Below are 24,018 nucleotides of genomic sequence, written 5' to 3' on the forward strand. Positions count from 1 at the left end.
GAACAGCAGAAACAGATCCTCGATACCATCTGTTATCGGGATATGGACGTCCCCCTGGACGAACAGCCCTTGGGGATACAGTTTTTCGCCCTTATGCGGAACCTGGTGGTCACCGGGTACTACACCTCCAAGGTGGGCATAGCCGACCTGGGCTACAAGGGAAACTCGCCCAACGTTTGGGACGGGGTGCCCGATGAGGTACTCAAGAAGCACGGCGTGGAATACGATCCCGAGTGGATCGCCAAATGTGTCGACCAAAGTAAAAGGAACGACATTGCCCAATGGGACGAAAACGGAAATTTATTGACATAAACCATATCAACAGAAGCCGATTTGCCCTATTAACTAAAAAAGCCCCCAAATTGGGGGCTTTTTCCTAACCTAGCAATTAAGTCTAATAACCAACATTCTGGGTCAGATTTGGGTTTCGTTGAATTTCCGATTCAGCAATTGGCAGTAATAGATGTTTTTCTTCAAAGGTTTTTCCAAAAGTATTTTGCCGTCCTACCAAATCGACAAACGTGGTTTCCCCATCGGTATTGACAGGATATTTTCTAGTCCTAACCATATCGAACCAAAGCTTAAAATCAAATATAAGCTCCCTGTTTCTTTCTTTCCACACCTCTTCAACAAAATCGGTAACGGAAAGTCCGGTCAATTCGGTTCGAATCGTTTCCATATCGGTCGTCCAATAGGCCCGTGCCCTGACTTGGGTCAAATAATCGATCGCTTCGGGCGTAACCCCTTCCGATAGAGCAATTGACTCTGCCGCAACCAACAGGGCTTCAGGATAACTATACGCCCGTAAATTTTTAGACGATTGCGAAGTAGAAAAGAAAGCTTCTTCATCAAGCCATATATAGGGCGTTACCGGAAACGTAATGGTTTCACCTGCCCCGGTTACGAAAGAAGTGTGAAAGTATTGTTTTTCTTGGGCCCTTAAATCCAATTCCGTATCATACTGTGCATACAATTCAGGTCGCGGACCATAGGCATTTTGAATATTTCCGTAAGCCGATCCCACACTACCACTGACCGATGCCGGAAATGACCACTGCGGGTAAGGTGAAGTACGTATCCCCGCTTCGTACTCAATCTGATAAATGTACTCCTTATCCAGGGCCTGTTCCTTTCTTATTTTATTGTAGGCACTATTCCCTAAAACTACATTACCCTCGGTGTCGGTATCGTGCGATGTAAGCGAAAAGGCCCCACTATTGATCACTTCACGGGCAGTTGAAGCGGCTTTGGCATAATTGTCACTTGACAGGGGAGCCCCGCTCATGGTCAAATATATATCGGACAATACCATCAAGGCCGTTTCACGGGTAATTCGGTAATTGTTATCCACCATATTGCCATTGGGCAAGCTTCCTTCAACAGTAGCCACACTAAAATCGGCCAGAATCTGATTGTATATATCCGCTATGGAAGTACGTTCCACAAAAATCTCATCCAATCCGCCAACGGGTTCGGTTATCAATGGCACATCTCCAAAAATTCGAACGAGATAGAAATAGGCGAACCCCCTAAAAAAACTGGCTTGTGCTATCAGATTCTTCTTTTCCCCTTCAGATAGCCCAGGGGTTTCCGGTATATGGGCAATGGCCAAATTGGCTCCTGCAATTCCCCGGTAGAGTCCTTCCCACATTCCATTTAAATCATTATCAACATTATTGGGGGTAATTGCCAGTTGCTGGGCCAGATTCACTTGACGTTCCTGACCATTGAACTCATTGTCGAAAAAACCGGATAGATACTGTAGGTACATGACCCGGGTACCGTTGAACACCCCTCCACTGAGGTACATCTGTGGCACACCGTTCTGGTATAAATAATTCACGGCACTCTCCGCTTGACCAGGTTCAGAGAAGTACTGGTCAACACTTAACGAATCCCTAGGCTCTTCCTCCAAAAAATCAGAACAAGATACCACCGCTAGGACTAAACTTAAAAAACCGAATATTTTATAGTATTTCATAGCCATTAAAATTTAAGATTAAACCCAAGGGTAAAAGTCCTAGGCCTTGGATATTGAAAAAAGAATATATTTTGACCGAACTGGCTGGTATTGGAAGAACCTTCGGGATCATAGCCCTGAAAGTCTTTTGACTGAACCACAAAAGCATTATCTACACTTCCATAAACCCTGAAGTTCTTAATGCCGTATGCGCCCAAAAATTTATCGGGAAGGGTATATCCCAAAACAAACAGATTGCCCCGTAAGTACGACCCATCGGCAACCCAACGGCTATCAACTTGACTATTTTGTCCGGATGTACCTTGGTTTCTGATTTCCTGTACCTGTGTATTTTGGTTCTCAGGAGTCCACCCTTCGGTCAAGATTGTACGTAGGCCATTGGCGATTCCGGATCGATCTTCGGTAGAATGCAAGGCTTGCTGAAGGATGTCTACATCATACACAAACTGAAGGTCGACCGAAAAATCGAAACGGCCCATTTTAAAGTTGTTGATAAAACTACCTGTCCATGTCGGCAATCCGTTCCCTATAATCGTACGTTCGGCCGATCGTTTGGCTTCACCGGGCAAAGCCCCAACTTCAGCGGCCGCGTCTGCCTCATCGGTTCCCCAGATTCCGAGACGTTCCAATCCCCAGAAAGAAGCTACAGGCTCCCCTACCCTTAAGATGGTATTACTTCCCGACACGAAACCAGGACCTGGAAAAATATCTTCATCGTTCGCCCCTAATTTTTCAATCCTATTTTTATTGTAGTTGAGATTGAATACGGACTCCCAAAAGAAATCGTTTTTAGAATATGCCGAACTTAAAGCGACTTCGGCTCCCCTATTTGAAATGGAACCTATATTATCTCGAATACTTCCAAAACCTGAGGAGCGCGGTATCGGTCTATCGAGCAACAGGTCTTCGGTCAATTTGTAATAATAATCAAGTTCTAGGCTTATCTGCGGGTTTGTATTGGTACTCATTTCCATACCAGCATCGAATTGGGTAGTCGTCTCCCAGCCCACATCGGGGTTAGGTATACGGCTCACAAAGCTATCGTTTACCCTTTGCCCGTTGACCAAGGCCGTACCCGAAGAAATGGTAGCCAAAGTAGAATACGGACTGATTTCGGTATTACCCGTTACCCCATAGCTTGTTCTCAACTTTAATTGATTAAAGAAAGTGTTGTTTTCCAAAAACTTTTCCTCGGAAACCACCCACCCCATACCTATGGAAGGAAAGAACCCATACTTATTGTTGGCCCCAAACCGAGAAGACCCATCAGCCCTACCTGTTAGAGTCAAGAGATAACGATCTTTATAGGTGTATCCCGCCCTCATAAAATAAGAGTTGATGGCCCAGTCGTTATACCCCGATCGGGGTTCGCCAAAAACACTACCCGATTGCAGTCGGTAAAAAGAAAGCGAATTATCCGGAAAACCTTCCGATCGGGCACTAAAACCAAAATAGCTTCGCTTCTGCCAACTAGCCCCAAGTACGGCGTTTATACGTGAGTCGCCTAAACTTTTATTATATGACAAGAAATTTTCCTGCTGCCAATAAAGAACCTTGTCCTCTGCCACACTGGCGCGGCCCAAGGGAGCCGATGTGTTGATCAGGTCATTGGGTGAAAAATCCTGAAACGTACGATCTTGTTTATCGATACCGAACTGTGTTTTAAAATCGAGTCCGTCCGCAAGATGGAACTGAAAGTATACGTTGCCGAAAATCTGGTTTCTAAGATTCCGTTGTACTTGGGTCTCCAATACGTGTACCGGATTTGCCATGGCTTCAATATTGTACGGATCGGTAATCGAACGGCTATTTGAATATGTACCGTCGGGAAAGCGCACTGGAAAAATCGGAGGCATTTCAATCATCGTTCTTCTGGGCACTTGCCCGCCCCCTCCATCTGAAAATTCATTTTCAATGGTATAATTCACTAAAACATTGGCGCCAAAAGAAAGCCAATCCCTCACTTGGGTATCGTAAGTAAGCTTGCCGTTCCATCTTTCCAAATCATTATTGAGCATAATCCCCTCCACATCGGAAAAATTAAAAAAGGCTCCCACCGACGACTTTCCATTATTCTGCTGAACCGCCAATTGATGGTTATGGGTAACGGCCGTTCGCGTTGCCTCATCTTGCCAGTCGGTGTCGTACAAGGGGTTGCCATTGCCGTCGAACAGGCGTGGGTCATCTGTAGTAAATTCGGGTGCGTCGGTGCCCGGTCGGTATTTTGGGGTATTTGCGAAGCCGGTCTTTACTACTTGCAACCATTCTTCCGAATTCAAAAGGTCTAGTTTTTTTCGCAAATGGCCCAAACTCAGGTAACTGTCATATGATACGGTGACACCTTCGGTTTTAGCCCCCCTTTTAGTAGTTACCAAAATTACACCATTGGCTCCCCTAGCCCCATATATAGATGTTGAAGAGGCATCCTTGAGGACCTCCATACTTTCTATGTTGTTCGGGTTTAGGAACTGAATATCTTCCATTACCACTCCATCGACCACAAAGAGGGGGTCGGAACTTGAGTTGATGGTTCCCAATCCCCTAATAATAATTCTAGGGGCGGCCGTAGGATTACCCGAATTCAAATATACATTAGCACCTGCAACACGGCCTTGAAGACCTTGAAGGGCATTGCCCACCGGTCTTTTCAGAATAGCATCGCCATCAACACTGGCTACAGATCCCGTAACATCGGATTTTCTTTGAACCCCATACCCCACAACGACGACTTCATCAAGTTTTGAAGCATCCAAAGCAAGTTGTATCTGTAGGGGGGAGCCGAAAGAAGCCTTTACTTCTTTGGATTTAAAACCAATGTATGACGCCACAATCACGGCATTTTCGCTTTGCACATTTAAAGTGAAGTTTCCATCAAAATCGGTAACCACACCATTGGTTGTGCCCTTTTCCAAAATATTGGCTCCCGGTAAAGGCGTACCATCTTCGTCAACAACGATTCCCTTAACTTCCGTTTGTTGGGCATTAACGATACTCAGGTTTTTGGAGAAAGAGTGTTCTAATAGATTAGGAGTGTTTGTTGAAAGGGATAGAAAAGATTTCGGTTGAGATATGGCCGAAATCGAAAGATTGGGCACTAGAATAATGAACAATAGAATTTGTAACGACAAGGAGCTTTTAAACAAAGTGCTTCCTATACATTTTGTTTTTGCATGTTTTTTCATGGTACAATCAGATTAGTTAGTTAAGATGTCCTCTTTAATAATAGAGAACCGGTAGTAGATTGAAGTTGAGTTAAAGGGTTTTCTTCATAGGCACTTATAGATAAGGATTAAGTATTTTTTGAAAAAGTTGGCCAAAGTAACCAGTCAACCAAAATATTCGAAAAGAATTGTTAACGTAGGAAAGACCTAGTTAATTCGTTAGAAAATTCATGAATTTTCTATTCCCGGAAACCATATGTTTCATCAAAAACCGGATATTCGACGAAATACATCTCACAATAGCAATTGATCATAAATTTATGCTTCCATAAAATTCTATTCCTGTAAACTCCTTTATATTAGCCCAAGGAAAGTGTCCTCGGCTACCCTTATTTATCCGATGCCATTTTACCGAAACCCAAATACTTTATGAATCTTAAGCGAATCGTTATCGTTCTGTTTGTTTTCGTCTCTTTACAAGTTGTAGGACAGACCTATACTGCGCAAGATGTCGAAGCCTACCTCGTACGTCTTGAAAAACTGGTAGACGAACAATTGGCGCAGGGAAATATTGTCTTTGACGAGAAGGAACTTTTGGACGAACGCTCAAGGGTCGAAGGAAAAGAAAAGGTTCAGGTCTGCTTTAAATTATACAACTTTTACATCTACAAATCACCCGAACTTGCCGAACGGTATAATAACGAGTCTCTTAATCTTTCTAAAGAAATAGATTACACGGAAGGTTATCTACAATCGATTACCCATCAGGCATTTATATATTTTATGCAAGGTAAGTTTGATCAGGCATCGGAATTATTGGACCGTTTGGATACAGAAAACCTATTGGGCAAACACCCTAAAATCATTGCCGATAACAATGCGCTAAAATCATATATCCACACCGAGCGGGGAGCATATGATTTGGCTCTCGACACCTCGTTAAAAAATCTGCGCTATGGGGAAGCAATAGAAAACCCATATGTTTTGATGAAGGCCTACTCTTCGGTTTCCCATCTGTATTTGAGATTGGGCCAATATGAAAAGGCGCTTGAGAACTGCCTCAAGGGTATCGATCATTCCCTGGCCTTAAAACGGACACAGAATATTTTACCCAAGATAGACGAAATAGCCAGAATGGTCCACGTTTTACAAGGTAGTCGACCTGCCTCCGAAATCTATACCTTCTATCTAAAGCTAAAACAAAAATTACCGGGCCCAGGCGGCTATATTGAGAGTGCCGTATTTATGAATATCGCAAGTATATACATAGAACAAGGCGAATTTTCACTTGCTGAACAGTATCTCAATAGGGTGTTCAAACTTATCAATGAAAACGAATACAGGTTCAGGCTTCCTAGGGCCTATATCCTGAGGGCCGAACTCAGCCTTAAAAGGGCCGATACTACAGCGGCCATAAAAAGTTATACGGCAAGCTACGGAACCGCGAGAAAAATCAATGCCTTCGATGTGGTCAAAGACGTGAGCCAGAAGTTAGCGAAACTGCACCAAGCCAAAGGAAATGTGGAACTGGGGCAGTCTTTTTCAGCCATTCATTGGGCCGTTCGCGATTCGCTTTTTTCCATAGAAACCAACCAGAGAATACAAATTCTAGAGGCAAGCCGAAGAATCAACGAAATTTCAAAAGAAAAGGAAATACTGGAAATACGTACCAAGAACCAAGAAGAACGCTATATATTCATACTCCTTGTACTAACGCTGACCCTTATATGTGGGGGTATCGCCACCTATTCGTATTTTAAGGTAAAAAAGAAAAACCGGCTCTTGTTTTATAGAACCAAAGAGCTCATTCAAGAAAAGATAGACCAACAGAACAGGGCCCTCCATACCGATAAACCAGAAGAATCCGCCCCCCAAAAATCTCGTTCCCAAGAATATATTGATGAAGATATCAAGGAAATCATTTTAATAAAGCTTAAAAACTTCGAAAAAAACAACGATTTTTTAAATCAAAAATGTAGTCTTTCATGGTTGTCGGAAGAACTACAGACCAATCAGAAATACCTATCACAAGTAATCAACCACGAAAAAAAATCGAATTTCAACAACTACATCAACGACTTAAGAATAAACTACCTTCTCAAACGTTTGGTCGAGGATGAAGATTTCAGGAATAGTAAACTAAGTTATATTGCCAGCGTATGTGGATTCAATAACCAAAACACCTTTTATTCGGCATTCAAAAAACGTTTGGGTATTCTCCCCTCATACTTTATTAAACAGCTCAACGAAGAAAAGGAGAAGGAGCGAAACTAATTTACTTCTTTTTTCTTCGCTTCCGCCAAGGCCCTTTTCTTCTTATAAAATGCCTTATCCGCTATATAAATGGTCTTTTTCACTTCACAGAAGACGGTATTGCGGGCCTTGTTCATCAAGTAGGTCGTCTTTACAATGTCGATCGCATCTTCTTGGCTTACCCTTTGTTTAATCTTCTCTATTTCTTCCCAACTGTATTCAAAATCGGCATAGAGATCTTCTTTGGCGGGTCTTTTAAAATAAATTTCGGCAGACTTATCCCAAACCACATAATCGTCGCCAAGTATATTGATAAGCTGAACCATGGGTATGGGGTCAACAGCTGAGAACATACTTCCTCCGAAGATAGAGTTTACATAATTCCGGTTTTTATATCCAATGGGCAATTTCACCGTCACCTTTCGCAAATCGGCCGAAACCGCTTTCACCCTCGCCGTGCTACGACGGTACATGGGCGAAAGGTTAAAACCGTATTTCAATAATTTGTGCTTGCCTATAAAACGGGAGCCGACATCGACTAAATCACTATAAAACGACATTCTATGTATCTAAATTACCAATGCGAACAAGGGTCAAAATTACCACTAAGTAGCAATTAAAAAAAATGAAGGATAAAACGGGAGTAAAGAGAAAAAGGACTTTCATCGGACAAAGTCTCAAAAAGACAATAGGTAAGATGCGATCTTTATTTTTGCAACAAATAATAAAATACGAACGATATTTTCATCTAGCCGATCCGTGCTTTTTCAAAAAGGGGGAACATTTATATCATTCTATCATAAACAGTGATAAACGGCCTTCTCAAACTTCCTATCAGACATATATCGCCCGTATTTCAATACCTCAAAATTAGGGTGTTGAGTAAGAAAAAACTTATGATTTTCGATGAACAACGTTTATCTGCATTTGAACGCCTAAATACCTATAGACGAGTTGTTGTTTTAGGACAAAACCGGGAAATTGGGGCACTCTTAGCTCTCTTAGGGCTATCATCCTTAAAGCCTTGAAACCAAAAAGAGCATCGTTACCCTCCTCTTCCGTCGATTTTTAACTCTATTTCGGGCTTTGCGACTGTAGGCGTTTCATCTGTTTGGCACTCAACCCTTGTCTGTAGTATACATCGGGCCGGTGATTTACGCGGTGCTCCTTCATTTCGGGATCATCTAGGTCGAGGCTTAGGTCACAGTCGAAACGAACGAGTTTCGAATGATATTTACCCTTGCCCCCTAAACTGATAAAGTGGGCAAGGCCCCAGGTAACGCCCCTACCATAATCGGTATCGGTAAAGGCATCCGGCACATAGGGAGCGCCGGCATAAGGCATTAACTCTGTAATGGAGGCAATTTCAAAATTTATCCAATCTTCGGCATATTGAATCGTATTGTGCTCAGGGCCGTCTTTATACACCAAAGCCGCTACCCCTTCCCTGAAAGGAAACAATGAAGTCTCGTGCCCCGAAGTTATTACGGGATTCAGGGGATGCTTGGTAAAAGGTCCCAAGGGATCATCGGCAATAGCGAGTCCTTGCATACGTACCTTGTCGGGTTTTTCACCAAAATCGGATTTATAATAAATATAGATTTTACCATCGTGAACAAGCGGATACGGATCGTGAATGGAATATTGGTCCCACTCCCCTTCTCCCCCGTTCGGGATCACTACCTTATTATAGGGGGTCCATGGGCCATCGGGCGAATCGGAGTAGGAAACGGCAACAGGGCAATCATCCCCTCTTTTTCCGCTCGCCTCCATAAAGCCTTGGTAATATAGGTAATATTTGCCCTTCCACTCCAAAATATCGGTAGTCGTTACCGACCGCCATCCTACCAAGGGTTTTTCAGGTCTTTTTATGGCCACCCCTTGTTCTTCCCAAGTAAAACCATCGGAAGATGTAGCATACCAAATTTCGGATAGGTCCCAGTCGGAAGACGGAATGGTATCATTACTCTTATCTGCTCCCCGAGGGGGCGTAGAAGTATTTCTATAGGTATACCACACATAATACTTCCCATTGTGCAAGAGTATTTTCGAAGGGTCCCTTCTTGTAATCGTACCATCATTTCCGTTGTAATCGAAACCTTTGAGCTCGGTATATTTAAATTGGCTAAAAAGCTCGTTATGCTGTGGCTGTGGTGCTTCGTAGTCGGTATAGATACGTTCCATTGCTGCACTCATCTTTCGGTTGGGTTTTTCGCTAGGCAATATAAATGGGAAGCCCCCTTGTTCGGCCTGCTGTTCTACGGAGGGCTTTTTCTCGGACTGATCTTGACATGCCCCCAACAAAAAAAGTAAGGAAAGGATTGTAATGATGTTTTTCATGGCTTGGTCTGCTTCTGGTTTTATTGTCTTTTCTATTTTCCTAAATATTCAACATAGGTGTAATATACCCCATAGGTCTCCCCTCCCTCTATAAAGTCGTTGACCAACATGGTCTTTCCTTCTTGAAGGTTCAAGACAAAATCTACACTGTGGGCTCCGGCATCAATGGACCGCTCTTGGATTTGATTGGCAATTTGGATCCGTACTTTTTCAGGATACATGCTTTTGTAGTCATATTGGTTTTTAGGGTTCTTTTCAGGAATGCCCCAAATGGGCCCGGAACATTCTTTGGGCCAACGCATACATGAAATTTTATATCGCCCTGCTTTTTCGACTTTAATAGGATGGGTATTGTTCCTGTTCTTGATCCCCGATGCCACCTGCTCCGGTTTCCAAATCCCCCCATCTTCTCCAATGGCGTGCTGAATGGTCAGTTTAATTTCTTTCTGATTATCGTTACCGATAATACTCACCGGAAACTCTTGGTATTCATACCCCAATTTGGCCCTGTTCAAAAATGCTTCGTTTTGAGCCAGTAGTTCCTCTACTACGTTATTGTTTTTTAGGGCCACATCATGGTCTTGGTGCGGGTCCTTCCCTATGTCGTATAAATTAGTTCCGTTTACCAGCCGCCATTTCTTGTTGAGTATAGCGGTTTCATCGGTATCGTGTGGGCTACGCCAATCTTGCCGGTGGTGCACAAAGACCGTTCTTTTGTCTTCTAGCTTTCCGTTTTTGAGCAATAGTGGTGAAAAATCGATTCCGTCCAACTTCATCCCTTCGGGGATTTCAAGACCACAAAGACCGGCCAAGGTAGGAATAAGGTCTATATGTGCCGTTAATTCGTTCAAGTCTTTCCCTCCTTTTATCTTACCGTCTTTCCAACGGATGAAAAAGGGTACCCGATGGCCACCTTCCGTACGCTGTCCCTTTTTCCCCCTAAAACCTTTATTAAAACCCAGTTTGCCGTCTTTACTTACACCTCCTCCAGAACCGTTATCGGTCATATAGATCAGTATGGTATTGTCGGCCAATTTTTGTTTTTTCAGATAGGCTTCGAGCTTCCCGAAATTCTCATCAATATTAGTAATCATTCCATAGAATTCGGCACCTACTATTTTATCGCCTACCAAATGTCGGTAGGGTGCCGCATATTTTTCCGCAACTATGAACGGACTATGGGGCGCATTGGTAGGCAGGTACAAAAAGAAAGGGGCTTCTTTGTTCTTATCGATAAATTTCATGGCTTCTTGAAACCATACATCGGTACAATAGCCCGAAAACTGTTTGGGTTCATTGTTAACGTAATACACATCGTCGTTGTAACTATTGCCCCAATAATCGGATAACTCGCCCACACCTCCGGCCTTATGGTGGACCGCTACGTCAAAACCACTATCGGTAGGCCTAGAGGGATAGTTATCGCCCAAATGCCACTTGCCGAACATTGCCGTTTTATAACCGTTACTTTTAAAAACATCGGCCATGGTCAGTGCATTTTCCGCCAAGGCATCGCGCCCCTTATAAGTAGCCCATGTACCATTATTGACGGGGTATCTTCCGGTCATAAGGGCCGCCCGCGTAGGAGTGCACATAGGACTTACATGAAAATCGGTCAGGCGTACGGCCTGCTTATAGAACTTATCGATATTCGGGGTCTTTATCCACGGGTTACCATGACAGGCCAAATCACCTATCCCTTGATCATCGGTCATTACCAAAATCACGTTAGGCGGTTTTACCTCTTGTGAAAACCCATTGCCCCAAAAAAGCAATATTCCTAATAAGAATACGCCCTTTATACCTTTGTTCGATATCCGTTTAAGTTTTTCCATAAGTATTGAAAAAGATAATTTTTAGCTTTTGTCCATTTATGTCACATCGCTTTTCCATGTCGACCCCGCCCCCCAAAACTAGCTATAGAAAACAACAAAACTTTAAAAAGTTACTTTACAAATATTATACAAAGGATAATTCCCCCCTTCTAAAGACTATATTCCCTTTAATATTTAATATCTTGATTCCAGCAAGCTCAAAACCCCACATGAAACTGTATTTCAGATATTTACATATTTTTATATTATTCTTCTACATTCACACGGGCCTGTTTTGTCAAAACAAGGCAGGTAAAAACCATATACAAGACAGCACAGCCTACTATACAAACGAAATAGAGAAGGCCATAGCCGAATCGAAGCTATTTCCCGATAAATCTTATCGCATGTTCGATGTTTCCAAAGCCTATTTTGAAAAAAAAAGAGACACGGTACATATGGTATACTGCCTCTTGGGCATGTCGGAAATTCAAAAGAAGAAAGGAAAATTCAGTCGATCATTCGATCACCTATGGCAGGCCAAATACCTGAGCGATTTTTCTAAAAACAAGGCGCAGAAAGTACGAATACGTATTGACTTGGCCCGGCTTTACGATGAATTCAATATGAACGAGCAATCGGTCTTACATTTAGAGGAGTCCCTAAAAATCGCAAAGGAAATATACGTTCTCGATTCTACCCAGGTAAAACACCTGATTTCGAGTTATATGTATATGGCCGTACGGCAGCGTAAATCGGGGAATCACCATAAAGCCATGCAGTACTTAGATTCTTGTTTTATCAACCCATCGATAAAGCTAGAAAAAAGTGTAGAGATGCCCTTCTGGGATGCCGAGCGAGGAAAAATCATGCAAGAACTCAAACAGTATGGGAAAGCAGGTACCTATTTGCATCTTTCACGCAAGCATACGCTAGGCAAACAAGCGAACTACCGCCCCAATATCTCTATGTACCTAGGCGATTTAAAAAAAGACCTCGGTCAAAAGGATAGTGCGCTCTATTTCTACAATGAAAGTTTATCGCTAAGCCGTGACCACGGGTTTAGAAACGATTTAGAAGCAGAAGTACTACGTAAGATCGCAGAAGTATATTCCATGAGCGGGGAAAAGGGCTTGGCCTACGACTATCTCGTTGAATCGACCCGTACCGCCGACCGGATCCTGCAGGCAAAAAACCAGACGAACAGTGAACTTTTTCAAATTAAGGATACCTATCTCAAATCCATTTCGAAAAAGGATGCCCTTTTAGAGCAAAAAAACATTGTTATAGAGAAAAACTTCCAGATACAGCGCCGGCTTCAGATTATCATGGGACTCTTAATTTTGCTCGGGATTGTAATCTTTATTGTGGTACGGACTAGACTTAAACTGAAAAAAACCGTTCTACGACAGAAAGAAGCGGAATTACACGCCAAACTAACAAGTGAACGGAGCAAAAACGAGATTGAACTTAAAAGCAAGCAACTCACCTCTTACGCCCTTCAACTCATAGACAAAGACAGTGCCATAGATGAGCTACTCGATATGTTGAAAAAAGAAGGCTCGCCCCGCTACAAGTCGCTTTTCAGCAAATATAAAAAGGGATCCAAAGACCTTTGGAACGAATTCAACCTCCAATTTACACAGGTCAACTCCGCTTTCTACGATAAGCTAAAAGAACTTCACCCTACCTTGAGTTCTACCGAACAAAAGCACTGTGCGTTGATAAAACTGAACCTAACGACCAAAGACATGGCCCGGATCTTAAATATAGAACCCCATAGCGTTCATGTCTCACGTTCTAGAATTCGAAAAAAAATGGGGCTAGAGCGCTCACAAAACCTAGAAAATTACATTTCAAGTATCTAACTTTAAAAACGCAGGTTTGGCCATACCCCTACTATTTCATAGGGTCGAAAACCTACTATTCCGTTTTTGTCTTTGAACGGGCCTCAGCCGTTTCCTTTACGATGGCCTCGGCAATTTCAGGGTAATTCCACTCAAGTGTATTTCTATTAAAAATACCGAATTCATCAACATTCCCGTTATCCCACCAAATGGGACAAATACCCCTTTCGGCGCAGGCCTTGGCATAGAATTGGGCATGGGCCAAGCGGTCTTCGGGATTGTCACTAAAGGTTGAGCCCCACTCTCCCATGACCACGGCCCTATTATCTTTGACAATAAATTTATCACGGATCTTATCCAACTCCGCAAGCAAGGCCGTTTTATCAGCTTCAGTTCCCCAAGTGGGGTCCGTTCCATCCAAACAAAACTGATATGGGAAATAGCTATGCACCGATACAATAACATTTTTATCCCCATTGGGTACAAGATAGTCGTTCAAAGCATTCGAATTGGTACTTGCGGCATAGGTAGACACCATTATTTTTCGCTTCGCATTATTGCCCCCCGTGGCCCGAATGGCATCGACACTGACCTGATGGTATTGATTGACGGCATCACGGCCTTCTTGTGTGCCCCCTTTCCATTCTTCGGGCGTACCCTTATGTCTCGGCTCGTTCAGCGTTTCAAAAATAAGGTTGTCGCCATAAGGCTTGAATCTATTGGCAATTTGCGTCCATACTTTTGAAAGTTCATCTTTTACTTCATCGGCCTTTTCATAGGTAGGAAGAATCCATGTTTCATCATGGTGTATATTTATAATCACATACATCTCATTTTCGAGGGCAAAATTGGCAATGGCCTCAACCTTATCCAACCAATTTGCCTCAATAAGATAGTCTGGCCCATCCCCTATATGAAACTTCCAGGTAACCGGTAAGCGCAAGGTTTTAAATCCCATTTTGGCAATTTCATCGATCATGGGCTTAGTGGTCAAAGGATTGCCCCAAGCGGTCTCGTCACTGTCATAGGTATCCATTGCATTGCCCAAGTTCCAACCGGCCCCCATGTCAAGAACAAATTCCTCAGGTGCTATCTCTCCCATGTTGCCATCATCCTCCCCATCTTCTCCCTTCCCTTCTTCTTTTGGCATTTCTCCTACATCAAGATCTCCCGATACATTTGCCATGTCTGAATGCCCCTTTTGACCACAAGACATAAAAAGACTGAAATTTACACTGAGTACCATAAAAATTAAAACTGTTTTTCTCATGCGATATAAATTTTAGGGGTTTAGGGAGACCCGAAAGAGAGGCCTCCATTGGTTTTCTATATGGATTTTAATTGCGTTGTTTCCGTGTTAGCTTGGGAACATAAGGGCATAATTAAGGCCGGTCAATTGTGGTATCAACCGGCCTTTTTTCCGTAACTCTCGACCGTAATAGTTGCTTTACTCCGATTGAGAGGTTACACTAACTAATCAACTCAAAGACTATAATTTTTCTAACTTCACATACTGTACCATTATTCCGTTGGTCTGGTTACCGATATCCAATAAGACCCGGCCTCCGGTTGTAGTTTCGCTACCCATGATAAACTCCTTTTCGTAAGTCTGGTACTCGGTATCACCGGCCAGCCATATACCGCCACCGCCGTCGTATGCTATCCAGCCGTCTCTTCCTGTACCGTCGCCTACCGATAGGGTAAACCAGAAGTCTCCTTGGCCAGGATAGGCTTTTACTATGGTGGTAAGTTTATACTTGGCACCTTTTTCCAATATAATGGAAGGCTTGAACAACTGAACATCCCATGGATTGGCCCCTGGCACGATGTCTTGGGCTACAAGAACACCCTCTTCAGCGGAGATGTTTACCGAGCCGCCACCATTTTGATTAGCGCTCCAACCATCGAGTCCTCCTGTAAAATCGGACTCATAAATTGTTTCGGCTCCTAGCGGTATGGAAACGGTATCGACAAAATCTGGATAGGTAACCACTATTTCGGTGGTGCCATCTACATATACTTCCCCTTCGGCAGGTGTGGTAACAATCTCATAGATACCAAAATCTTCACTGGAAACGATAAGGTCTTCCTTCCCGTTTATCGACAACCTAAGGGTCAAGCCTTTAAGAGCTATTACTTCCCCATCTTTATACAGGGTTTTCTCTGGTTTCGTCTCTATGGCCATTCCGGTTACATCAAGAGGATTGACCGTAATAGGAACCGCTAAGGAAAGTCCCGTTGCATGCGAAACCTGAACCTCGCTATCGGTAGCTATCAGTTTCGTTTCATTGGCGGGAGTAGCCGTAAGTTCAAAAGCTTCAAAATTTTCGAAGGGAACAACCACCTCTTGACCGTCTGACATGGTAAAGGTCAAAACCGTACCTTCCAAATCAAGCCTTTCCCCGATTTCGTATTCGCTTATGGCCGGTGGTGTTGTAACAACGCCGCTTAAAGGCGCAAAAGGAACCACTTCTATGTCTTGTGCAATCTCCGCCTTGGTAGACACATAGGTTACCGTGACTTCAGCATCGTCTACGGAAACGATATCACCATTTATTGGAACCGTTTGAATTTCCGTACCAAAATCATCGAATGCCACATCTTCCTTGGTTCCGTCTTCCATCACCAAGGTTACGACCATACCGGTCAAATCAAGTTTTTGGCCGTCTACATAATTCTCTTTAGCCTTCGTTTTCACTTCAAGCTCCACGACGTTATTGGTAACGCTGATGGCTTGTATCAAGCCCTTTCCCGAGTCTCCAATGGTTATGGTAAGCTGTTGATGCGAAAAATCAAGTACGGTACCGTTTGCAGGGTCGGTAGTGATGTTTTCGGCCCCAAAGGAAGCAAAGGGAACATCTACCATATCACCATTCTTTTGCATGGAAATAACAAGACCGGAAAGGTCGAGCTGCTCGCCCAGTACATAGGCCACTTTCGGCAAGGTTTTCATGCGTACGCTTGATGATACCTCCTCTGCCCCGTCATCGTCGTTATTGCACGAAGAAAATACCACGATGGCCATGACCATCAGTAAGGCTGCGACTCTGTTATGTGTAAAATTTAGAATATGTTTCATTTGCCAATTTTATTTTAGTTCAATTTCAAACTCTTCAAAAACCGCTGTTCTATCCCTAATGACCAAGGTATCCTTAACCGCATGTGTTTCTGAATTGTCGACATCCGTATAGGTATAATCCAAATAAATGACATCTCTTGGTTTTCCTCCCCAAGTATCCCCACCTTCGACAAATTTACCGGTACCACTTACATTGTACGGGTCGTCTTTATAGCTGGAAATAGAGCAGGTATCATCATCGAAGGAAAGTTCCAATGCTACGTTACCGGGACTGGAATTTTCGCCTCGCCCGATGATATTTTCTAGGTGCACTTTATTGAATCCGCTGGTTTCAACAAAGACGATTTCATCATCAACGGTAAATTCCGCATTATACTCCCTACCCAATATCGGTGTACCGGTGGTAATCATATCCCTACCCCTACGCAGGTAGTTGCCATGAAATCGGTTCATGTATTTAATGCCGAAAAGGGTATAATCTTTAGGAAGAATGTCCCAATGCGCAGCATTGGCCCTATCGGGATTGGGTACGTTATCAAAGCTACGGCCCGAAAGCACGCTGTCGATATTATCGGCCTGGGTAATTCTAAGGGGGATGACATAATTGGTTGTATTGACCTTTCCAAAAGATAAGGTATCGTTGAAAAAATTGTCGTACAACTGCACTTGTATGCGAGCCTTGGTATCACCGGAAGCAATGGTTACCGGACTTATGCTCTCAAAAGTATAATAATCCGCCGGTAAGGGCTTTACATTGGCTACGTTTGCCAATAGGCCGTTATCTACTTCAAAATGAATTTTTCTTTCTTCATCGTTGGAATAAACACCGGTCATCAAAGCGGTAATTTCAAAACGATGGGCATTATCCTCCTCGTTGATTCCTTGATCATAATTTCCCAGAACTAAGGTTCTGGCAGGCGTTTGATATGGGAAATAGACGGTTTGCGTATCAAAATCGTCAAATTCAGGTTCTGTATTGCTACACGATGCCAAGAATAAGACTGAAAGTATACCAATGAAATATCTTGTGTTCATAAAATGAAAAAATTAAATTAACATTTTGGCCGAAGCTTAAATTTATATCTTTTTAAAATACCCCTACCAACCTTGATTTTGCTCAATTAAATTGAACCTTACCACTTCGTTTTGTGGAATAGGCGCATAGTTGGCATTCGCATTATAGAGCCTTGGTTCTACCGTAAAACTTTCATAATTAGTTCCATCAAATTGCAATCCTTTGGCATCCGGGGTTTGATCGAAAATATTCCACCTTCTCAAATCGTATAAACGATGCCCTTCAAAACAAAGTTCCAAACGACGTTCGTTACGGATCAAGTTTCTCATGTCTTCTTGAGAGCTTATACTGCTCAAATAGGCATCTGAATTATCTAGGCCAATGCCGGCTCTTTGCCTTATGGCCCCAATGATATTTCTAGCGGACATACCACCTACCATTTGATCTGGGCCTCCCAATTCATTAGCTGCTTCGGCAAGCATAAGGAACAGATCCGTATACCGTACATAAACGTTTATTTTTTCTGAACTGGAGATCGAACCATCAGCACTTATAACCACTTTTTGATCCAGTAATTTTTTTAAATAATACCCTGACCGTGTTGACCGTTGGGAAATTTGATCAATACCGTCAACACCTCCATCATTAGTAATGCTTACCACTCTACCATTTAAATCATTACCATTATAGAGTATGTAGCGCTGCAATCTCATATCCCTATTTTCAAAAGGATTCGCCGGGTTATAGTCCGGATGGGCTTCCGAGAAGGGGAAACCGTCTAACATTGGAAAAGCTTCCACTAAATTTTGAGATGGGTTAAGCCGGCCTTCTCCGTTAAGGGAAGGAGGGAAATGCTGGCTTTCTACCCAAGTCATAGAAGTGAAAGCGTTACTTCTCCAAAGTACTTCTGGGAAATTTCGCGTACCTACCGGAAATTCATAGAAGTTATAATATCCATTGGGGTCTAGTCCGCCAAGGCCTCCAATATCATTTAAAAGTTCCGCAAGAAGATCGGCGGCTTCTTGATAGTACCCGCCTTGTCCGTCCATAAAAGCAGGACTGGCCGCCAACAGATACAATTTAGCTTTAAAAGCCTTGATAATCCTCCCGTTTATTCTACCGTCTTGATCTTTACCGAATACGAATTGATATGTATCGTCATTTGTATCGTTATATCTGGAAGGTCTTTTTGCCAAATCACCATCATAATCCATGGGTAAATATTCGAGGGCCTCATCAAAATCGGCCACAATTCTGGCAACGGTTTCTTCAAAACCTAACCTAGGCGTGTTGAAATCGGCATCAAATTCGAAGAACTCCGAAATATACGGTATACCCAATAGTTGTCCCGAAGCACCACGCCCCCCGTGTTCCTGCAAAATCCAAAAATGTCTAAGGGCCCTAAGGGCAACGGCTTCACCATATAAACGTTGCTTAAAAAGTTCATTGGTCTCCTCGTCCCTCTTCCATTCTACCTGATCTATCAGGGTGATGAACTTATTGGCATAGAGCACCTGCTCATACATACCCCACTTACTTGTAAAGGGGTTTTGGGCGTTCCATTCGCCAGTTGCCATCCTACGATAGCTACTCAAGAAATTGTTTACGGCATCATCAGTTCCCGCATCATTAAAATAGAGCTGATTCACCAGCCCCTCATATGCATTGAGCAATACCCCCTCGGCAAATGCAGGATCAAAATTCAGACGGTCTTCCCCTAACAAATTTTCATCAACGGGTTCCACCAAGCTACACGCCATAATTGATGAAAATAACGTGAAAAGGGTTATATTTTTTAGTATGTTCTTCATTTCGATTTTATTTTTCACATTAAAACTTCATTCTTGCCCCAAAAGAGAAATAGCGGAACATTGGATCAAAACCTAGCTGTAATTCCCTAATATCTTTATTTTTTGAAAATTCCGCCAAATTAGACACTGAAGTAAAAAGATTGATATCCTTCATATTCAATTTGTCTACCAATTGGGAAGGCAGATCGAATGTTAACTGTACTCGCTGTATCCTGAAGTTGTCATTACTGTACAACCAATAGGTAGAGGTCTTATCAAAATTGTTTGTATTACCAATGGAAGATAGTCTTGGGAACGTAGCTGTGTCAGCCGTAGCTTCGGTCCACCTACCCTTTACCACTTCGGAGTACTTCGCGTCTCCCTGTGGTCTGTAATAGTCTCCTGACAAAATGCCGTCCCTACCTACTTCCGCAGTAAAGAGTGCGAACAACGTAAATGCCTTGTAAGACCACGTAAAATCAGACCCAAAACTCCAAGGCGCTCCGTACAATCCAATTTGCACCATGTCTTGATCGTTTATGACATCGTCCCCATTTTGGTTCTTATATTTAATATCACCAGGTCGTACCGTACCGTATTGTGTGGGCAAGTCGCCTTTTAACGTACCGTCTTCATTAAAATCGTCCACACCGAACAATCCTAAAGACTCCAGACCCCAGATGGCATCTACAGGAGTGCCTTTTCTATTTTGATATTCGTCTTCATAAATCTCATCTACCTTTGTTCTTTTTGATTTGGTGTACAACGCCCTAGCCCCTATATCAAAAGTAGAGTTCTCCGTTTTTGTGTGATAATTTACACCGACCTCAAAACCTGAATACTGATCCTCGTTAAAGTTGCTGTAAGGTCTAAACGAGCTATAATAATCAGGATATAACGTTGAAGCCCTAATTACTTTTTCTCCCATGATCGATTGAAAAACATTGGCCTCTAACCAAATCTTTTTAAACATCAAGGCTTCAAAACCTAAGGTGTAATCCGTTCTTTTCTCGAAATCCAAACCTAAATTCTGACCCCTTAAGATTTTTGTAGATGCATTGTAGTAACCAGCACCATTGGTGTCTCCCCAATTGTATCCCCCTCCGTTTTGCTCATAAATAGCATCGTACAGAAAATAATCTTGAATACCTAGGTCTGTATATATCACACCAACGGATGATCTTATCTTCAGATAATCTAACCAAGACGATTCTTTTAAGGAGGACTCTTCCGACAATACATATGCCAAGCCCAAGGACGGGGCAAATTTACCCCTATTGCCGTCGGCCAATTTTACGGAGTTCACGTAGGCCCCGCTTAGATTGGCGTATAACTTTTTCTTGTAATTGTAATTAAGGCTAAGCGCTACATGGCTGTTTTTAGCGGACTGTTTTTCATCCTTCACATAGGTATTATTGGCAAAGCCGATTAGTGATGCATCGATGAAGTGGTTGTCCTTAATTTGTTTTTCATAGTTCAACAGACCATAAAAACCATACCTGATGGCAAAAACGTTGGTGTTTACACTTTCTACCTGGTCCTTAAGGTCATTATCCCTTACGTTGACCAAATCGACAATTTTATTTTGATCGTTCCAAGTGGGTTGATACACCGCATACTCGTTCTGAACACTTAAGTTATATATGTTGTAAAAATCAAAACTCACATAACTCTTTGCTGACAGCCCTTTGGTAATGGCACTCAAGTCAAAATCTATGGCATTGTTCACCTGGCTCATACGGGTCATGTTCGTTTGGTAGCCACCTGCATAAATACTAGCTATGGCTCCCCCGTTATACACTTGGTTCCCCCCAAGAAGGAAGCCATCATACTGGTTGGCCGCATCAACAATACCTCGTAATTCAGGATTTGCCGAAAAGTCTATCTCACTTATGGGCAATAATGGGGAATATAAGTTAGGTCTAATAAGGCCGCCCGAGGCGTAAATATTACTAAGCGATGTTTTATTCTTATCGATAATAGCCACAACATCTAAGCTACTTTTGATCCAATCGTTTACTTTAAAATCTATATTCCCCCGTACATTGAACCGTTTGGCCCCTTTGTCATTTTCAGGGTTTACCGACTGAAAACTACCGTCTGACTTAAACCCTAAATTGATATAGAACTTGGTATTTTCAGAGCCGCCTGAAAAATCTGCGGTGACATTGGAATAAGGGGTTAATGGATTAAAGTTTCCGTCATTATAAAAATCAACATTTGGGTATCTGTACGGGTTGACACCACTTCTGTGGTTTTCTATTTGTTCCGCAGAATATAGTTCGCCCAGACCGTCATTGGCACGAGCCTCGTTAAAATATTCCATATAATCTGCCGAGTTCAAATAATTGGGCATACTAATGGGCAACCTTACCCCTGTACTGGCACTAATATTAAACTGTTTTTGAGTAGAGCCTCGTTTTGTGGTGACCACTATGACCCCGTTTCTGGCCATGGAACCATAGAGGGCGGAAACATTTGCATCTTTTAATATGGTTATCTCCTCTATTTCCTCCATATTCAATAGGTCGATACTACGACCCGGGATGCCGTCAACCACGATCAAGGCCTCTCCTAATCCGCGGACACTGCTACCACCCGATAAACCCGTTAGTCTTCCCCCAAGGGCATCGCGTACCCATTGCGTTGTATCATACTTTAAAAAGTCACCCGGTTTTACGGTAGACGAAGACCCTACAATATCTTGTTTTTCCGCGGTGTGGAAACCTAAGTTTATATCTTCATTTAAATAGGACTCCAACCCATTAGATGCGTTCTCTAAAATAACCGTACTGGTCGAATCTATTGTTTGCGCCGTTACCGATAGGCTGCATAGCATACAGAGGGATCCACCGAGCAGGAGTTTTGTAAGTATATTCAATCGTATCATAAAATATGGTATTGTCTAGTGGTGAAAACAGTTTTAATTACCAACCTGGGTTTTGTGGGAAACCTTCATATATTTCTGTATCGTTTTTAGGGAAGGGCAACCAATAGTGCTTATCCTCAAAAACCTTGGTTCTTAAGACCCTTTCTACAAAATTTATGGGTTTGCCTTCGGCATTCCGGTCAAAAATTATCTCAGTTTTAAGCTTGTACTTTTCTTGAGTTCCCAATTTCCATCTTCTAATATCCATCCAACGATGAGATTCATAGGATAGTTCTACCGCCCGTTCCCGACGTATTTCATCCATAAAAGCGCTATCGCTGGTAAGGTATTCAGGCCGCACGTTTAAACTACCGTCGGGCACTGCCCTTTCTCTAATTTTGTTAATGGCATCAAGTGCCGATAGTTCAAAACCTTGTGGTTTTCCATTGATTCCATAAGCCACCAAGGCTGCTTCGGCATACATTAAGTACACATCCGTTAATCGTACGTGCAGACGCCATGCAAATACCCCTTGATTATCGAAGTTGTTAAATCCTATAGGAAACCATTTTTTAGCAACGTAACCCGTTCTTGTTCCATTTCCTTTGTTGGGATAGCGGTGTGCGCCTTCCCTAAAGAATTGGGCATAACGATGCACCTCGTTTTCGCCGGTAGCGGCACCAAGGTTCTCTACCATTTGGTCCCCATCCAAAACAATCCATTTGTACAGCCTTGGATCTCTATTCTCCCAAGGATTGGCCGGGTCGTATAACGGACTATCTTCACAGGACAAGCCATCACTCATCCCAAAATTGTCTTCAATATAATTATGGGTAGGAAACGAAGCGAGGTTATTTTGACCAATTGCCCCCAACTGCCAGTTGGTCGATAGAAAATTTTGAAACCAGCCAACAGAACCTGCCTGACTAAAAATATATTCCGAAGAATAAGGGTATCTCCCCTGCGTAGAATAGAAAACACTTTCATATTCGTCCCAAGGCGTCAAACTATATCTTGACATTTTAAGAACCTCTGCAAAGGTATCCGCCGCGCGCTTTGCCAATTCTTTATCATAGTCATAGGTACTACTGCTATTTTGCATGAGCGGACTGGCCGCATACAGAAGGTTCTTTGCTTTTAAGGACAAGGCCGCCCCTTTTGTAAGCCTGAACATATTCTCTCCTCTCGATTTTAGTCCGGGCTCAAAATCAGGGTCGTCCCAATCAACCGGTAACAGATCGACAGCTCTTTGAAAATCTTCGTCTATCTTAAGTGCGGTTTCCGACCATTCCGCCGGTCTTTCCAATTTCCAATCATCATCAAGAACACGGTCTATATATGGAATACTTCCCCAAAACTTCATGATTTCATGGTGAAAAAATGCCCTAAAAAAATAAGCTTGCCCCAAAATCACATCTTTCTCTACCTGGTTGGCCCCCGTCATTAGACTATCCGCATCGGCAATAACAATATTTGATTTACGAATACCGGCCCAACTGCTCGGCCATAATTTAGCCCTGTCAAAAGGCAGTTCCGCATTGGTATTGGTGGGTCCGTCAAACATACTTCCCGGACCACTTCTTTGCCATTCCCAGTATCTTCCTTCATCAATGGCATAATCAAATTGCCAGGTATCAATACCCACGGCATCTTCAGCATAACAATGAAAATGTTGCCAGTGTGCGGCCGTACTGTAATCTACGATCATGGCGTACATTTCTTCTACAAAGCCTTGGGCACTATCAAAGTTTTTAAAGACTTCTTCTTCCGTGAGTTCTGTCTCTATTGATTTATCTAGGTAATCTTCACAAGAGGCGAATATTCCCAGAAAACATATTCCTAATACCAGTTTGAATATCTTACGCATTG

At 42.7% G+C, this 24,018-nt stretch carries 14 protein-coding genes; 3 read left to right on the forward strand and 11 right to left on the reverse strand.

Annotated elements, in window-relative coordinates:
* Window positions 1–312 (forward strand): gluconate 2-dehydrogenase subunit 3 family protein (locus BW980_RS19965; RefSeq protein WP_139327745.1); only part of this gene is annotated, 312 nt, incomplete at its 5' end.
* An 82-nt stretch (window positions 313–394) separates the two neighbouring features.
* Here BW980_RS19965 and BW980_RS19970 read toward each other — a convergent pair.
* A complete protein-coding gene (locus tag BW980_RS19970) occupies window positions 395–1,981 on the reverse strand; it encodes a RagB/SusD family nutrient uptake outer membrane protein (protein WP_076456997.1) in 1,587 nt (528 codons plus the stop codon).
* A gap of 5 nt (window positions 1,982–1,986) precedes the next feature.
* Entirely contained in the window at window positions 1,987–5,163 is a 3,177-nt protein-coding gene (locus tag BW980_RS19975) for a SusC/RagA family TonB-linked outer membrane protein (protein ID WP_076456931.1), read from the reverse strand.
* 408 nt (window positions 5,164–5,571) lie between these two features.
* Here BW980_RS19975 and BW980_RS19980 point away from each other — a divergent pair, with 408 nt between their 5' ends.
* Window positions 5,572–7,416, forward strand: coding sequence for a helix-turn-helix domain-containing protein (locus BW980_RS19980; RefSeq protein WP_076456932.1), 1,845 nt, complete (start codon window positions 5,572–5,574; stop codon window positions 7,414–7,416).
* Here BW980_RS19980 and BW980_RS19985 read toward each other — a convergent pair.
* The 3 genes from BW980_RS19985 to BW980_RS19995 all read right to left on the reverse strand — a co-directional run bounded on the left by BW980_RS19985 (window position 7,413) and on the right by BW980_RS19995 (window position 11,570).
* Window positions 7,413–7,955 (reverse strand): DUF4442 domain-containing protein, encoded by a 543-nt coding sequence (locus BW980_RS19985; protein WP_076456933.1) that lies wholly within the window; start codon window positions 7,953–7,955, stop codon window positions 7,413–7,415. The two genes, BW980_RS19980 and BW980_RS19985, sit on opposite strands and share 4 nt — an antisense overlap.
* Window positions 7,956–8,469: 514 nt before the next feature.
* A complete protein-coding gene (locus tag BW980_RS19990) occupies window positions 8,470–9,735 on the reverse strand; it encodes a glycoside hydrolase family 117 protein (protein WP_076456934.1) in 1,266 nt (421 codons plus the stop codon).
* A 32-nt stretch (window positions 9,736–9,767) separates the two neighbouring features.
* On the reverse strand, window positions 9,768–11,570 hold the full coding sequence (locus BW980_RS19995) for an arylsulfatase (protein ID WP_083690555.1): 1,803 nt from the start codon (window positions 11,568–11,570) through the stop codon (window positions 9,768–9,770).
* A 209-nt stretch (window positions 11,571–11,779) separates the two neighbouring features.
* Between BW980_RS19995 and BW980_RS20000 the strand changes: the two genes are divergently transcribed.
* Window positions 11,780–13,417 carry a helix-turn-helix domain-containing protein gene (locus BW980_RS20000; RefSeq protein ID WP_139327746.1) on the forward strand — a complete coding sequence of 546 codons (1,638 nt, stop codon included), beginning with the start codon at window positions 11,780–11,782 and terminating at the stop codon, window positions 13,415–13,417.
* A 55-nt stretch (window positions 13,418–13,472) separates the two neighbouring features.
* Here BW980_RS20000 and BW980_RS20005 read toward each other — a convergent pair whose 3' ends face one another.
* From BW980_RS20005 to BW980_RS20030, 6 genes are all read right to left on the reverse strand, one after another.
* Complete coding sequence (locus BW980_RS20005) at window positions 13,473–14,666, reverse strand: glycoside hydrolase family 5 protein (RefSeq protein ID WP_083690556.1); 1,194 nt, start codon at window positions 14,664–14,666, stop codon at window positions 13,473–13,475.
* Between the two features lie 219 nt (window positions 14,667–14,885).
* Complete coding sequence (locus BW980_RS20010) at window positions 14,886–16,475, reverse strand: carbohydrate binding domain-containing protein (RefSeq protein ID WP_083690557.1); 1,590 nt, start codon at window positions 16,473–16,475, stop codon at window positions 14,886–14,888.
* A gap of 9 nt (window positions 16,476–16,484) precedes the next feature.
* On the reverse strand, window positions 16,485–17,510 hold the full coding sequence (locus BW980_RS20015) for a DUF5627 domain-containing protein (protein WP_076456938.1): 1,026 nt from the start codon (window positions 17,508–17,510) through the stop codon (window positions 16,485–16,487).
* Window positions 17,511–17,573: 63 nt separating this feature from the next.
* Window positions 17,574–19,301 carry a RagB/SusD family nutrient uptake outer membrane protein gene (locus BW980_RS20020; protein WP_076456999.1) on the reverse strand — a complete coding sequence of 576 codons (1,728 nt, stop codon included), beginning with the start codon at window positions 19,299–19,301 and terminating at the stop codon, window positions 17,574–17,576.
* Between the two features lie 19 nt (window positions 19,302–19,320).
* Entirely contained in the window at window positions 19,321–22,170 is a 2,850-nt protein-coding gene (locus BW980_RS20025) for a SusC/RagA family TonB-linked outer membrane protein (RefSeq protein ID WP_083690559.1), read from the reverse strand.
* Window positions 22,171–22,207: 37 nt separating this feature from the next.
* Window positions 22,208–24,016 (reverse strand): RagB/SusD family nutrient uptake outer membrane protein, encoded by a 1,809-nt coding sequence (locus BW980_RS20030; RefSeq protein WP_076456940.1) that lies wholly within the window; start codon window positions 24,014–24,016, stop codon window positions 22,208–22,210.
* Window positions 24,017–24,018 lie beyond the last annotated feature (2 nt).

Origin of the sequence: Zobellia uliginosa (assembly GCF_900156625.1) — a bacterium.
Classification (GTDB): Bacteria; Bacteroidota; Bacteroidia; order Flavobacteriales; family Flavobacteriaceae; genus Zobellia; species Zobellia uliginosa.